The sequence below is a fragment of the Vibrio sp. 10N.222.48.A3 genome (assembly GCF_041475345.1).
In the GTDB taxonomy this organism is placed as follows: domain Bacteria; phylum Pseudomonadota; class Gammaproteobacteria; order Enterobacterales; family Vibrionaceae; genus Vibrio; species Vibrio tasmaniensis_A.
Genome location: NZ_JBFRVX010000648.1, coordinates 1 through 14,938, shown reverse-complemented (window position 1 = coordinate 14,938; position 14,938 = coordinate 1). Strand labels below are relative to the sequence as shown.

The 14,938-nt window shown below is 44.9% G+C and carries 12 protein-coding genes and 3 pseudogenes; 4 read left to right on the top strand and 11 right to left on the bottom strand.

What is annotated here, in order from left to right:
* Both AB4653_RS17705 and AB4653_RS17700 read left to right on the top strand, forming a co-directional pair.
* The coding region (locus tag AB4653_RS17705; RefSeq protein WP_372104860.1) for a major facilitator superfamily transporter at nucleotides 1-1,279 on the top strand (1,279 nt) is incomplete at its 5' end.
* A 203-nt stretch (nucleotides 1,280-1,482) separates the two neighbouring features.
* On the top strand, nucleotides 1,483-2,265 hold the full coding sequence (locus tag AB4653_RS17700) for a siderophore-interacting protein (protein ID WP_009845619.1): 783 nt from the start codon (nucleotides 1,483-1,485) through the stop codon (nucleotides 2,263-2,265).
* Nucleotides 2,266-2,379: 114 nt separating this feature from the next.
* On the opposite strand, the gene gntR is transcribed toward AB4653_RS17700, so the two are convergent.
* The 11 genes and pseudogenes from gntR to AB4653_RS17645 all read right to left on the bottom strand — a co-directional run.
* Nucleotides 2,380-3,381 (bottom strand): gluconate operon transcriptional repressor GntR, encoded by a 1,002-nt coding sequence (gntR, locus tag AB4653_RS17695; RefSeq protein WP_083784033.1) that lies wholly within the window; start codon nucleotides 3,379-3,381, stop codon nucleotides 2,380-2,382.
* Between the two features lie 310 nt (nucleotides 3,382-3,691).
* Nucleotides 3,692-4,423: a dipeptidase PepE gene (gene pepE, locus AB4653_RS17690; RefSeq protein ID WP_170962706.1), complete on the bottom strand. Its 732-nt coding sequence runs from the start codon at nucleotides 4,421-4,423 to the stop codon at nucleotides 3,692-3,694.
* Between the two features lie 24 nt (nucleotides 4,424-4,447).
* Nucleotides 4,448-4,651 (bottom strand): annotated as a pseudogene (locus AB4653_RS17685) (peptidase T); the annotation flags it as partial.
* Nucleotides 4,652-4,899: 248 nt separating this feature from the next.
* Nucleotides 4,900-6,408 carry an NADP-dependent phosphogluconate dehydrogenase gene (gene gndA, locus AB4653_RS17680; protein ID WP_009845622.1) on the bottom strand — a complete coding sequence of 503 codons (1,509 nt, stop codon included), beginning with the start codon at nucleotides 6,406-6,408 and terminating at the stop codon, nucleotides 4,900-4,902.
* 3 nt (nucleotides 6,409-6,411) lie between these two features.
* Entirely contained in the window at nucleotides 6,412-6,909 is a 498-nt protein-coding gene (locus AB4653_RS17675) for a gluconokinase (RefSeq protein WP_009845623.1), read from the bottom strand.
* 118 nt (nucleotides 6,910-7,027) lie between these two features.
* On the bottom strand, nucleotides 7,028-8,350 hold the full coding sequence (locus tag AB4653_RS17670; protein ID WP_009845624.1) for a TRAP transporter large permease subunit: 1,323 nt from the start codon (nucleotides 8,348-8,350) through the stop codon (nucleotides 7,028-7,030).
* Nucleotides 8,343-8,900 carry a TRAP transporter small permease subunit gene (locus AB4653_RS17665; RefSeq protein WP_009845625.1) on the bottom strand — a complete coding sequence of 186 codons (558 nt, stop codon included), beginning with the start codon at nucleotides 8,898-8,900 and terminating at the stop codon, nucleotides 8,343-8,345. Before AB4653_RS17665 ends, AB4653_RS17670 begins: the two co-directional genes overlap by 8 nt.
* Nucleotides 8,901-8,965: 65 nt before the next feature.
* Entirely contained in the window at nucleotides 8,966-9,982 is a 1,017-nt protein-coding gene (locus AB4653_RS17660; RefSeq protein WP_009845626.1) for a TRAP transporter substrate-binding protein, read from the bottom strand.
* 200 nt (nucleotides 9,983-10,182) lie between these two features.
* The gene (locus tag AB4653_RS17655) at nucleotides 10,183-11,085 is read right to left on the bottom strand and encodes an EamA family transporter (RefSeq protein ID WP_102257516.1); all 903 of its coding nucleotides are present in this window, start codon (nucleotides 11,083-11,085) and stop codon (nucleotides 10,183-10,185) included.
* Between the two features lie 137 nt (nucleotides 11,086-11,222).
* On the bottom strand, nucleotides 11,223-11,927 hold the full coding sequence (gene phnR, locus AB4653_RS17650) for a phosphonate utilization transcriptional regulator PhnR (protein ID WP_009845628.1): 705 nt from the start codon (nucleotides 11,925-11,927) through the stop codon (nucleotides 11,223-11,225).
* A 68-nt stretch (nucleotides 11,928-11,995) separates the two neighbouring features.
* Nucleotides 11,996-12,466: pseudogene (locus AB4653_RS17645) on the bottom strand (ABC transporter permease subunit); the annotation flags it as partial.
* Between AB4653_RS17645 and AB4653_RS17640 the strand changes: the two are divergent.
* Nucleotides 12,449-12,616, top strand: a pseudogene (locus AB4653_RS17640) (LysM peptidoglycan-binding domain-containing protein); the annotation flags it as partial. The pseudogenes AB4653_RS17645 and AB4653_RS17640 sit on opposite strands and share 18 nt — an antisense overlap.
* A gap of 89 nt (nucleotides 12,617-12,705) precedes the next feature.
* Entirely contained in the window at nucleotides 12,706-14,895 is a 2,190-nt protein-coding gene (gene mutL / locus AB4653_RS17635; protein ID WP_102258452.1) for a DNA mismatch repair endonuclease MutL, read from the top strand.
* Nucleotides 14,896-14,938: the final 43 nt, after the last annotated feature.

The window sequence follows — 14,938 nt, the reverse complement described above, 5'->3', positions numbered from 1 at the left end:
ACAGGGCGCATACCGATCATTGACCATTGCCTTTCTCGGATTCGCAAGTGGGTACGGTCTACTGGTACTCGGTGCCGCAGCGACTAATGTTCCAATGGCATTATGTGGTATTGCTTTAGCGAGTTATGCGCGTGGTTTGATGTCCCCTTCTTACCCAAGTCTTTACAAACGCACGTTCAAAACTCAAGAAGATTTCGAAAATTGCTACCCAATCAACTACTCAGTAAACAATATTGGTGCTCTATTAGGTCAATACCTGTTCCCAATGCTAGTGCTAGTTGTCGGTTTCCACGGTGGCTTCCTTCTTTCAGGTGTTCTAGCAGGTGCTGCACTTCTGATGATGCTCTTTGTTCGCAAAGGCCTTGTTGAAGCAAGTGCTGAAATCGACCAAAAACCAGTTAGCACGAAAAACTGGGCTGCGTTCCTTGGTCTTTCTGCTGCAATGATTGGCTTGGTATTTTTCATGTTCTCTAACATGGATATTGGTCAGAACATCGTTTACGCGATCGGCGCGGCAGCAATCATCTACTTTGTCTCTTTGATGATGAAATCGAAGAAATCAGACATGCTGAAAATGGGTACTATCTTAATCATCACATTTCTGACGACATGCTTCTTCGTGTACTACGGCCAAATGATGACGTCGATGACAATGGTAGCGATCAACACAATGCGTGGCGATCTACTCGGCTTCATCCCTGTAGCCCCGGAAGCTTCAATGGCAATGAACCCACTTTGGTGTATGGTTGCAGGCCCTATTATTACGGGTATCTTCTCTAAGCTAGAAAAGAAAAATATTCACTTCTCTACCGCAACCAAAGTAGGTTTCTCTTTCATTCTGACGGCGATCGCTTTCGGTATCTTAACGATGGCAGTAACGACCGTAGGTGAAGACATTCTGATTCGCCCTGAAGTGTTCTTAGCAATCCACTTCTTCCTAGCATTTGGTGAAGTTATTGTTGGTTCTATGGTTGTAGCCTTCATTCTGTCTGTTGCACCTAAGCACATCGAGAACTTCTCAGTAAGCTTATTCTCTGTAGCAATCGCAATGTCAGGCATTGTTGGTGCCGTATTCTCAACGTCTATTGCACTTGAGAAAGGCCAAGAGATCACACAAGAGATCGTTCAAACGGTTTACGGTGATTACTTCCAAATGCTGACTGTTCTAGCGGTTGTAATGGTAGGTATCGCAATGGCAGCATCGTTCATTATTCGTAAGATGCTAGACGCAGCGAAAGCCGCAGATGAGACGATCGAACTAGAGCAAGCAAACAGCTAATTCTGCTCACGTTAAATAGCTATAACACTTCAAGCCCTTTAGTTTTCTAAAGGGCTTTTTTGTCGGTATGGATGCCAGGGTAAATAAATTGGTGATTCAAGTTACGTTGCTCTGTGTAAATCAAAGTAAATGATAACTATTAGTATTGAGTGTTTTTTAGTTCAGGATTATGATGTCGGAATCAGAACCTGAGAGAGCCTTATATGAGCAAGCCTAGCCCTATCACATTAACTGTTACTCAAACCTCAACCATTACACCGAACATGCAGCGTATAACGCTTAGCGGTGAAGGATTAAGTAAGTACCCAACCGAATGTGCCGGCGGCTACATCAAGCTTTTGTTCTCGCCACTCGGCACCACTGATTTAAGCCAACTGAACGAATATGAGCGCCCAACCATGCGCACTTACACCATTCGTCAGTACAACCCTGTAGAAAACTGGATTGAGGTTGATTTCGTTCGCCACATCACTACAGATTTGCAGTGTGGTTTTGCAGCAAGGTGGGCAATGAACGCGAAAGTGGGTGACACAGTTTCAGTGGCTGGCCCAGGTTTAATTCAAGGACTTAACCTAGGGTCAGACTGGTTCTTCTTAGCTGCAGACATGACATCCCTACCTGCGCTTTCTGCAAAAGTAAAATCGCTTCCAGAGCACGCAATAGGTCACGCCGTCATCCAGATCAATTCAGCAGCAGATAAACAAACGCTTGAAGCACCTAAAGGTATAAAAGTCACTTGGTTGATTGAAGATGAAACTGAAGAAACACTTTCACAAACGGTTCGCAATTTAGAATGGTTAGACGGTCAGGTTTCAATTTGGGCAGCGTGTGAGTTTGAAAGCATGCGCGAGCTGAGACAATACTTCCGCAACGAAAAAGAAGTCGCGAAAGAGAACATCTACATCAGCAGCTACTGGAAACGTGGCGTCACTGAAGACGGCCACAAAGTGTTGAAGCAACAAGATGCTCAAGCTTTAGCGGGTTAAGTCTGTTACTACATACATCTTTTTGCCAGATAAATAAAAACGCCCTTAGCGAAGTTCATCTCGTTAAGGGCGTTTTAGTTTGAATCCAATGAAGAGCAAAGCCGAAGTGTAAGATTAAATACTCTCTCCCACTTCAATCTCGTAACCGAGATCCAGCTTCGCCACCCATTCTTTGTTGCCTTGTAGACGCGCTACAACTTGCTGTGCAGCGACTTTACCGATCTGCTCCCTTGGTGTTACTACAGTCGCTAAACGCGGCGTCATCGCCACTGTGATGTCGTGTCCGTGGAAACCCGCAATCGCCATCTTCTCGGGTACTTGAATACCACGTCGTACGCATTCGTAAAAAGCACCAATGGCCAAATCATCGTTAGTACAGAAAATACCATTCACTTCAGGATGCTTATCAAGTAACTCACCAATCAGTTTTGCGCCTAAAGTAAACGAGGACGCGTCTTCCGTTTGCAGCGTTACTGGCGTTTTATCGGCCTCTTGCATCGCATGCTCATATCCCGCCATTTTCAAGCGAGTACGTTCATCCATTCGAGCAGCCAAATAAGCGATATTGGTACGCCCTCGATCGAGCATGGTTTTAGTCATCGCTCTAGCCGCTTCAAAGTTATCAAAGCCCACTGCTTGTTCAATACGGGGAGACACCGAATCCATAATTTCAATCACAGGGATAGAAACAGTCTGCAGCATTTTACGCGCTCTATCTGTGTGCACATTTTCTGACAGGATAATCGCGTCAACGTTGTAAGAAAGCAGTGAAGCGATGCTTCGCTCTTCCAGTTCTGCGCTATAGCCATAGTGGGCAATCATGGTTTGGTAGCCTGCAGGCGCGGTGACTTGTTCAATGCCACGGATAACTTCGGCGAAAACTTGGTTAGTTAACGAGGGAACAAGAACACCGATAGCATTGCTTTTTGCGTTAGAAAGAATGTCTGGCGCACGATTAGGGATGTAACCTAACTCGTCGACTGCAGCGCTGATCTTATCTCGCAGTGCTTCTGATACCTGTGAAGAGTCTCTTAGACAGCGACTGACGGTCATTTTGGTGACACCAACTAGGTTGGCAACATCTTGTAATGTGGGACGTTTTTTCTTACTTAGCATACTGACAGCATCATGGTTACGATTAATGTTACTGGTAACATAGTAACGAATTTCGACTACTTTAGAAGAACTAAACACCTAAAACTTGATATCAGATCATAAACACACACGTCGCTTTGCCACCAATAAAACTAACAATTCTTATTTTCGAAGACGATGGTCAATAAGTTCTCAACTTACACTTGATGTGTATATTACGTATTAAAAACCCCAACCTTGGATGATCAAGATTGGGGTTTCGTATAACCCATTGCAATTGCGTACATAGCCAACCCCTATTAAGAGGCAGTAGCCTGTCTCTATTCGTTACCTAGCAACCGATGTCCATCAAGAATGCAAGATCGCTGTCCGCCGTGAACGTTTCAGCAAGTTGACCATGCTTAAAGAGCTTCATTGGCTTGCCTGTCGCGGTGTGGTACGTTAATTTTCCTTCACACACTTGCAGCATCGTCCCTTCAGGGATACCAACAACGACTTCACTTGGGTTCATGCACAAGAACTCTTCAATACGTTCATCACGTGTTTCGCCCATATGCCCAGAAATGGATGCTTCTATATAGTGAGGGTTAATCTGAAATGGCACAAAATTAAGCGCAGGCAAGATAGCAGCACTGACAATTGGCATATCATTAGTAGTACGGATCGTTGGGGTTGCGACATTTGTTCCCGCACTCCAACCAATAAACAGCTTACCTTTGTTGATCACAGCATCACGCATCGGTATTACCAAGCCTAGGTCGTGAAGCATACGGTTAAGTACCCACGTATTACCGCCACTAATGATGATACCATCAACCTCTTTCAAGGCTTGCACTGGGTCTTCGGCTTCATGAATACTCACCACTTCGCAATCATATTCATCGAACACTTGCTGTAATTGCTGCGTGCGATCCGAGTATTGCCCTCGAATCATTGCGAATGGAATAAACAACATTTTTTTAGGCTGAGTCTTTTCCATCATTGGACGAATCCACTCTTTACCATACTCTAAAAGTGATGTGTCACCTGGTAACTTACCGTTACTAAATAGCATTACATTCATTACAACCTCACTACAATTTGCAAATTTACTATATATTATTTTGATATTCTCTTGAACTACAGCGCTTGCTGCTTTCAAAGGCTCTACGGGTAAGTATTCATAAATTGAGGGGAAGTAATGTGCGCCAGTAAACAAGTTCGGAAAAGGAATGACCTTTTGAGATAAAACAGTCCCGTCATAACCATAACGCGAAAGAATTGAACGCATTTCTATTCCAGCATTATTGTAATAATCGAAATCATTAAACATCTTTTCAATTTGGGGAAAACTTTTCTATAACAACCATGAAGTAATCAAGGGAATCTATTATCCCCACAACCAAAGGTGCGCAACCTATGATAGTCATGTTGAGATGATGGTCATACGTTATGGTGACGTCAGTAGTTAATAGATTTGTTCAACATTGTTCTACATGTTTGTTTTAGTTTAAAACGAATAAAAATAACGCCCTCTTATTTGAGGGCGTTATTGATTGTTTAAGCGTTCACTTTTACTTCAGTTCTTGGAGACTGACTCCAAGTCACGTGAAATTTTTCAGCTTCATCTCTATCGACTCGCGAATAAGTATGAGAACCAAAATAGTCACGTTGCGCTTGCAGCAGATTTGCAGGCAAAACCTCACAACGTAATGAGTCGAAGTAACTCAGAGCAGAGCTGATTCCCGGCATCGGCACACCATACAGAGCTGAGTTCGCTACCGCGATGCGCCAAGCAAGCTCACGCTCTTCCACTTGTTTGATGAAAGCCTCATCAAATAACAGGTTCTCAAGCTCACTATTTTGTTGGTAAGCCGATGTGATACTTTGCAAGAATGCGGCACGAATAATACAACCGGCTCGCCAGATCTTAGCTATTTGAGTGAAATCGAGATTCCAACCCTCTTTGTCTGACGCTGTCTTTAATAAATCAAAGCCTTGTGCATAAACAGACAACTTGGCGCAATATAGAGCATCATGAAGCTCAGAAATAACTTCTGTTTTATCCAACTGACTCGCATCGGCAACATTGCCTTTAAGAAGCTTGCTGCCTTGAACGCGTTGTGATTTCTGACCGCTCATCGCACGTGCATAAACCGCTTGAGCAATGGTTGGGGTTGGACACCCTTCTTGAAGGCTGTTAACTGCTGTCCACAATCCCGTGCCTTTCTGCCCTGCTTTATCAAGCACAACATCAACGAATGGCTTACCCGTCACCACATCTTCTTGTTGAAGAATATCGGCACTGATTTCCATCAGGTAACTATTAAGCACACCGTTGTTCCATTGCTCAAAGACTTGTCCAATCTCTTGTGCTGGCATATTAAGCACATCACGCATGAACTGGTAAACTTCACAAATTAGCTGCATGTCTGCATATTCAATACCGTTGTGTACCATTTTCACATAGTGCCCTGTGCCAGAAGGACCAACATACGCCGCGCACGCTTCACCCGCTTCAAACTGAGCAACCGGTAGTCCATTAGCATCCACTTTTGCAGCAATCGCTTCCCACATCGGTTTCACATATTGCCAAGCCGATTGGTCACCACTCGCCATGAGCGCAGGGCCAACACGAGCGCCTTCTTCACCACCAGAAACGGCGGTGCTAAAGAAGCGCAGTTTGCCTTTGTAGTTCACTTCACGCGCCTCGGTATCTGTCCAAAGGCTGTTACCTGTATCGATAACAATGTCATCCTTTTCTAAGCCAGCATCAAGCAAGCTATTGACGACGATATCGACAGGTTTTCCAGCAGGAACCGACAAAGCGATGACACGCGGTTTCGCGAGCCCTTGCAGCACATGTTCAAGGCTAGTCCCTTGTGTGCACTGACCTTTACCAGTAAACGATTCATTAAGCAGCTTTGCTTCTAAACTGGCGCGATCAATATTGTCTGTATTCAAGTCAAAGCCAGCAACGTTAAAGCCGTTATCCAGTAGGTTGAGCGCAAGGCTTTTGCCCATCACGCCTAAACCAATCATCGCGATGTCATTTTTTATCTGAGTCATGGTTTAACCTATCTGCTTAATTTGTTTGAGTGCACTTTCTACGACTTGCTCAACATCTTGCGATATATCGACAAATAGCGCTTCATCTAGCTCAGGTTCAACCAAGGTTGCGAATTGGCTTTTCAACATTTCTTGACCATTAAAGTAATGGTTTTCACGAGCTTTATGGCGATTCCAAATCGTATCGAAACTGCCCTGAAGGTAAACAATCACTAAGTCTTCATTGTTCTCTCGCAGAATCTCGCGGTATTGAGGTTTCAATGCAGAGCATGCAATCACAGCACTTGGTTGTTCGATATATTGCTTATTCAGTGTTTCTAGCCATCCTTGACGATCTTCGTCAGTCAGCGGGATACCTTGACGCATTTTTTCAACGTTGCTTTGCGGATGGAAGTCATCGCCATCAAAGAATTGAAGTTCTAAAGCCTGCGCGATACGGCTGCCAATCAGGCTTTTTCCGCATCCAGATACGCCCATCACGAGTATTTTTTTGCTTTTCATAAGGCAAGCCTTCCCTAAGCCCCAACCAAAACAGGGGCTGACAATCGAATCTAATAGTTAAACTTGTGTTGCTATTGATAGGTTCCTGAACGTTAAACTCACTCAGGAACCTTCGCTGTTATTGCCACCAAAGCGCGAGCTGAGGGAAGATAATAACCAGTGCCAGAACCAATACTTGAAGTGCAATGAACGGCAGTAATGAAGAGAAAATCTCACCTAAGCTGATGTCTTTTGGTGCTACTGATTTCAAGTAGAATGCCGCAGGACCAAATGGTGGTGACAAGAACGACACCTGCATGTTTAGACAGAACACAACGCCGAACCATACTGGGTCAAAACCAAGGCCAGTGATGATTGGAACGAAGATTGGCATTGTTAGAAGTGCTACACCTACCCAGTCAAGGAACATGCCTAGTACCAACAAGATAGCCATCATGATTAATAGCGTTACTGTCGCGTTACCGCCACTGAGCGCAAGGATGGTTTCTTCAACAAAATCAATACCGCCCATCAGGTTGTAGATACCAACCAATGCGCTTGCACCGATACCAATCCACATGATCATGCCGCAAGTACGCATGGTTGCGATGGCACTCTCCTTCAACATGTTGAAGTTCAGTTCACCACGGATTAGCGCACTGATCATGATGCCAACTACACCCAAGGCAGACGCTTCTGTTACTGAAGCGATACCTGTGTAGATACTGCCCAAAACCGTTGCGACAGAAAGCAATGGGAAGAACAGAGCTTTGAAGTAGCTTGGCTGATTGGCGATGTCTTCTTCTGTCTCATCATCACTTGGAATTGGCGCAAGAGAAGGGTTTAGCTTACAACGAATCAGCACGTAGCCGATGTAACAGCCAGCAAGAATAAACGCTGGTAAGAATGACGCTTTAAACAGGTCGCCAATCGATACGCTGGCGGTCATACCGTAGATGATCAGTACGATACTTGGTGGAAGCATGGTACCAAGTGCGCCACCCGCACAGGTTGTACCGATAGCAAGCTTACGGTCATAACCCAAGCGAAGCATTTGTGGCAGAGCAAGAATACCCAGTAGTACCGTTTCACCACCGATAACACCTGACATCGAAGCCAATAGAACCGCTACTAATAGCGTTTGAACTGCAACACCACCACGAACCTTACGGCCGACAGATTTCATTGCATCAAACAAATCACGCGCGATACCCGAACGGTCTAATAAAGCCGCCATCAATACGAACATCGGAACAGCAAGGAAAACATAACCAGAAGCAAAGCTGTAGGTACGGCTTGCGATCAAAGGTAAGGCATCAGGACCAAACCAACACAGAGTGAAGAAAATCGCGACAAAGCCTGTTACGAACGCTAGCTGCATACCGGTCAGTAGCAAGCCAATCATCATAACCAGCATGAGCAAACTGCCCCATGCGATACCAATAGAAGATAAATCAAACATCGTCATTCTTCCTTAGACCCATCAACTCTTGGATTAGGTGCAATACAAACTGGACAACAAGAACACACAAAACGACAAAGATCAGGCCTTTCAGCAACGCTGGATAAGGCGCGTTTAACACTGAGCCTGATGTTTCAAGGCGGAATTCACCCCAAGGTGCAAACCACGCTTCTTCCGCAGTGAAATAAGCCGCGTAAGCGAGCATGCCAGCAAAGGCCAAACCAACAATGTGGTGAACAAGATTAAGATATCTACGTGTTTGGTTAGACACTGAATCGTAGATAAGAACAACACGTACATGCTTATTCGCAGCAAACGCGTAGATACCACCAATAATGAATAAAGAACCACCGATGAAAGAAGCTGTTTCATGTACCCATGTGGTCGGGGCATCGAATGCGTAACGCATCACAACTTCATAAAATGAAATCAATACAGTAAAAATAAACAACCAGCTAACGAGATTACTGAACTTTATAACAAAACGATCAAGCGCATTTCTTGGTTGCTCGTCGTTTTCAGCTGGGGCGTGGGGGATTTTATCGGTCATGAGCCAAATTTCCTGGGAAAATACGGGAGAGCAGTGCCCTCCCCCGTCAGTAAACTAAGTTTGAATTACAGTAAGCCGTTTTCTTCTAGGAACACAGTCACTGAGGTGTAAACTTTTCCTGCGTTATCAGAACGCTCGGCAAATACCTTCCATTGGCCTTTCGCGATTTCACGGAACTTCTTACGCTCTTCTTGAGACCAGTCGTGGATAGTAATTTCAGGGTTCGCTTGAGCTTCTTTAAGCGCAGCTTGGTCAGCCATTTTCAGCTGAGTCGTCATGTCGTAAGAGAAGTCACGCACTGATGTTTGCAGCATTGTTTGTAGATCAGCTGGCATCTTGTCCCATTTCTTCTGAGAAATAGAGATATCGATAAGCGGCAATGAGTGGAAACCCGGTTGAACTGGGTGAGTAGCGATATCGTTCATGCCCGCTTTTTGGTTGGTAGAGAATACCGTGTAATCCGCGGCATCAATTACACCTTTGCTCAGGCCAGTAAATACTTCAGAACCCGGCAGGTTTACTGGAGTTGCCCCCGCGGCTGCAAATACTTGTTGAACTAGGCCTTCAGGCGCACGTAATTTCAGGCCTTTAAGATCCGCAACACCATCGATTGGCTTTTTAGAAATGAAAGATTCAACACCCGTCGTAGAAGCACCAACAAACTGAACTCCGTAAGGCTTGTACAGTTCGGTCATTAGCTCATTACCACCACCGTAGTTCATGTACTGAAGCAGTTGTGTAGTGTCTGACCATGCGCCAACCATGTTACCGATAAGACCAAATGCTGGATCTTTACCAGAGAAGTAACCTGTTGCTGTGATGTGACCATCTAGGATGCCCATTTTGATCGCGCCTAGCGTTTCTGTGTGCTTAACCACAGCGCCTACAGGCAGAAGATCGATATCAATACGTCCGTTAGACATCGTCTCTACGCGCTCAGCCCACTTCTGCTGAACTTTGAAGTTCAAGTCACCAGAAGGGTCTGAAGATTGAATTTTAAGTTTAAAGTCTGCAGCCATTGCTGAAGTAGCAAATAGACCAGTGAGGGAGGCAGCAATCAGCGTTTTAGTCAGAGCTTTCATTTGGGTATCCTTATGAGTTTCACAGAGTCCGGTTTGTAATTATATGTTACCGGTAACGTTGAGGTGGATGTTACCGGTAACTTTACAGCCTTGTCTATGAGAAGGATCACATCTTTAACATTAGTAAAACGTTTGCTATCAATAAGAAAAATGCGACTAAAAAGTCACATTATAGGTTGGAGGTAGGATTTAATTTCTTTTTAAGTCAGTGAGATAACTAAGCCAGCAATGATAAAAACGACGCCTACACCACGTGTAACGTGCCACTTTTCCTTTAAAAAGTAGATCCCCATCACTACGCCGAAGATGATACTGACTTGCCTAAGTGCAACAACCAAGCTGACGTTCTCTGTCATGGTCATCGCAAATAACACCAAACCATAAGTCGAAGCCATCATGATGCCAGCAAGTGTTGCTCTTTTACGCAATAACCAAGCATTATGAAATTCGATTCTTTGGTTGGTTACGAATAACCAAACACTCAGCGGAATCACAATCGCCCAAAACTGAATGCCTAGGTAGAAAATCGCAGTGTGTTTGTTAGTAACGATTTGTGTGCTTAGAGGCTCTAATAATAGAAGCGCCTCTTTATCAATGATGGAATAGCCCGTGGTACCAATGGCCGCGATCAACGCCCACAGTACGCCAAGGTTGAGATACGCTTTTAACCTAAGATCTGAAAACTGCTTAAGTGGTACAAACAAGCAGCCTAATGTTATTAAAGTGAACCCAATCCATTGATTCGCCGACAATTCATAGCCTATCAACACCGTGCCTAAACCCACCATCAACACAGGCAGTGCCCGTGCCATTGGGTAAATCACACCGATATCAGCTTGTTTATAGGCCGCGCCTAACCCAATCAAATAGATGATTTGACAGATCCCACTCAAGAAAACCAGTTGCCAGAATGGAAGTAAGATATTTGACAGTCCAACACTGTGAACATACCAGATCAAGTAAGGCGTCAATATCGCTGCGGCGGCAAAGTCAGAGGCTAAGAAGAATGACGAGCCCGAGCCTTGATTAGATTTACCTAGAACGTTCCAACCCGCGTGAAGCAGAGCCGAAATGATCACGATGACAATGGCAGAGAATTCCATTTCATTCCTAAATTATTGATGAATTAGCACAACGGCTGACAACAGGTGATAAAAAAGGCCTCCGAATAAGAGACCTTTGAGCGTTTCAATTGGGCAATCCTGCATAATTGCAGGTATGCCAACGCTATAACGTATGACTAGCGCTCTAGCTGTGCGATCGACTCAATGCTGATCGCGTCATGACGCCAATATTCAATATCGCAATCAATCAAATCACCGTCTTGATTGTAATTAACACGCTCAACCACCATAGCCGGAGAACCAGAAGTCGCACGCAGGGCTTGCGCGGTTTCGCCAAGCAAAGACGTTGTGCTCACTCGGTAACGGATCTTCTGATACACCACGCCAAAGTGCTCACGGTAGATGTCCGTCAACGATTTAGACAAGTCATAATCAAGCAAATTAGGGAACAGCTCAGGTCGAATGTAGTTGGTCACATACACAACGGGTCTGTCTTCAAGATAACGAACTCTGTCTACTCGATAAACATCCGAAAAAGGTTGCAGCTCAAGAAGCTTAGTTGCTTCCTTGGTTGCTAACATGCCTTTCGCTGCCACTAATTCTGTTTTCGGCTTACGATTCTGCGACAAAGCCATATTAGTGAAGTTCAGTGTTTGTGTTGGATCGTAACGCAGTGGCGCTGGAGAGATAAACCAACCTCGTCGGTCTTCTCGATAAATTCGTCCTTCCGCTTCAAGTGAAGACAAGGCTTCACGTAACGTAACTCGTGTTGTATCAAACGATTCAGCCAGTTTGCGCTCCGCAGGCAGCTTCTGTCGTGGTGTTAACATCCCCGACTCTATCTGCTCTACGATGACATCTTTGATTTTTACGTACTGCACTTCATTTCCTTTTATTCTTGTTCTTGTCGTCAGCCACTCCTTGGCCAACTGCAATATAAAATAGTTCGCTAGCGTTTACGCCAAGCCTGGGTGCGCTTCTCGAATAACTTGTTGATTAACATATGAATCAACTTCGCGCTCGCTGCCGATATCATGATCATCACCGCCATGGCTGCTGCTGCACCCGTTTGTCCCGCATCATCCATATTCAGTACTGAAACTGACGCAGGTATCGTATCGGTAGAATACAAGAATACTACCGCAGATGTCGTGGTAAGTGCATTAATAAACAGGTATGTCGCAATATCTAAAATCGCAGGCAAACAAACCGGAACCGTCACTTTAAAGAACAGCTTGTATTGCGGTAGGTTAACCGACGCCGCCGTCGCTTCTATTTCCTCAGGCAGCTGTTTTAATGCGGTTAACGCTGTCATGTGGCCGACTGTGTAGTAGTGAACCACGGTGTTAATCACCAAGAACGCCATCGTGCCATACAAGAAGTTGAGTGGGTTACTCAAATCATTGAAGTAAAAGATATACCTCTACGTAAACATAAAGTCGCAAGAGGTGATTATCTTGGCAAGATTGCTTCGAAATATGGCGTGAGCGTCAACAGTATCCGTCAAGCAAACAAACTACGTTCCGATGAGTTGGCCATTGGCCAAGTGCTGATTATTCCGCACAAATAGTTGGCTAATGTTGAAGTAATGTTTAGAACATAGAAGCAATCTCAAACGCGAGAAGTGCTTCTATAAATGGCAGTAAGGTAGCTATACATATGACGATCAAAATACTGCCAGCTCGGCTAGCTAACCAAATCGCAGCGGGTGAAGTGGTAGAAAGACCTGCTTCTGTTGTGAAAGAGTTGGTTGAGAACAGTTTGGATTCTGGTGCGACACGTATCGATATCGATATCGAGAAAGGTGGCGCTAAGATGATCCGTGTTCGTGACAACGGCAAGGGCATTGTTAAAGATGAGCTTGCCTTGGCATTAAGCCGTCATGCTACCTCTAAAATTCATACTCTTGATGACCTTGAAGCGATCGTCAGCCTAGGTTTCCGAGGTGAAGCTCTGGCGAGTATTAGCTCTGTTGCGCGCCTAACTATGACTTCACGCCCTACGACTCAGGATCAAGCTTGGGCTGCACATAGTGAAGGTCGTGATATGCAGGTGAAACTGCAGCCAGCAGCGCATCCCATTGGCACCTCGGTTGAGGTATTGGATCTGTTCTTCAATACTCCGGCACGACGTAAATTCTTACGCACCGAGAAAACTGAATTCACGCATATCGATGAGCTGCTTAAACGCATTGCATTGAGCCGTTTTGATGTGACGATTAACCTTCGTCATAACGGTAAAATGATTCGTCAGTACCGCGCTGCAAAAACACAAGTTCAAGCCGAAAAGCGCATCGCAGCTGTATGTGGCAATCCTTTTGTTCGCCATATGCTTAAGATCGAACTTGAGCATCAAGGCTTAAAACTTCATGGCTGGATCACCACGCCTGAAGGAGCAAGACAACAAAGCGATCTGCAATACTGTTATGTGAATGGTCGTATGATGCGTGACAAGCTCATCAACCATGCGATTCGTCAAAGCTACGAAACTAGCTTGCGCCCCGACCAATTCGCTACGTATGTGTTGTTCATCGAGCTAGACCCACATCAGGTGGACGTGAATGTTCATCCTGCAAAACATGAAGTGCGTTTTCATCAAGCCCGCCTTGTACACGACTTTATCTACCAAGCCTTGAGTGATGGCTTAGCCCAAAGCAAACAAATTGATGCAGCACCGATCAAGCAGTCTGCGTTTCATCAGTCAGAAGTGATGCATCATCAGCAAGGTAGCTCGAATCCGGGTATCGGAGAGATTGCCAGTTTCTCAGAGCCTGAAAGCATAATGCCGAGCAGTTCAGAACAACCTCAAGTATCTGATAGTGAAAGATATGCTATTGAGCAAACGCCAGCCTACCCAAGAAAAGCCGAATCTGAACAGGTTTATGATAACCCTCAGCACAGCGTTAATGATGGTGGGCAGCGTTATAGCTCACCAGCTAACCGAGGTTCATCGTCTAGCAGAGGCTCGTCGGATCGCGAAACCAGTTTTACAGGCTCGCCTCGCCAAGAGTGGATAGAGTCTCGACCTGAACCTAAAAAAGAAAAAGAGCTGCACCAACATCATGGTGAGCCTGCTCCATCTAAGCGAGAAGTGAAGGCCTATAAAGAGCTTCTGAAAACGCCAGATTTTGATGACCAAGTTGTAGAACCATACTCACCTCACGAGCATGTGGCACCCGTAGAAACCAGAGACAGCATAGAAAATAAAGAAGCTAAGCCTGCTCAACAGAACCCTGTTCATTTAAAGCCAAGAGTACCTGTGACGGACTTAGGCAAAGCAGTCTCGGTAGTGGAACGCCAATATTTGGTAATGGGAAACAAGAACGGCAGTGTGTTGGTTTCTTTGGCTAAGGCTGAGTTATTGCGTGTTGTTGGTCAGCTTGATACGCGTGATGGCGCGTTAAAGAGCCAACCATTATTAGTGCCTTTATCCATCAAATTAGGCGCTGATTTAGTCGATGTCGCTAAGGCGCTAAGTCCAATACTGTCTGTGCTTGGTATCGAGCTTAAAGCTAGGAATAACGAAGCGATAATGGTGATGGGAGTGCCTTCTCCTTTGAGGCAGCAAAACTTACAAATTTTGATCCCAGATCTGTTATCTTACGCGGCTTCAATAAACGCTCAGGCCTCGGAAACTCAAGGCCATAGCTTTTCTAGCGATACGTTACCATTACTGGTTAACTGGATCGGGATTCAGACAGCACAAGTAAAAAACGACTACACTTTATCTGAAGCGGTTCAACTAGTTGGGGAACTTGAGCAACTTTGGCATGGTCTACTTCCATTAGATGATCCCGAATTTGTTAATCCTATCGACTTTTCTGCAACCATCGCTGCTTTTATGGCTTAGTTTTCAGGTGAATTTTCACAGCTGAGTTTTAGATAAATTAAGC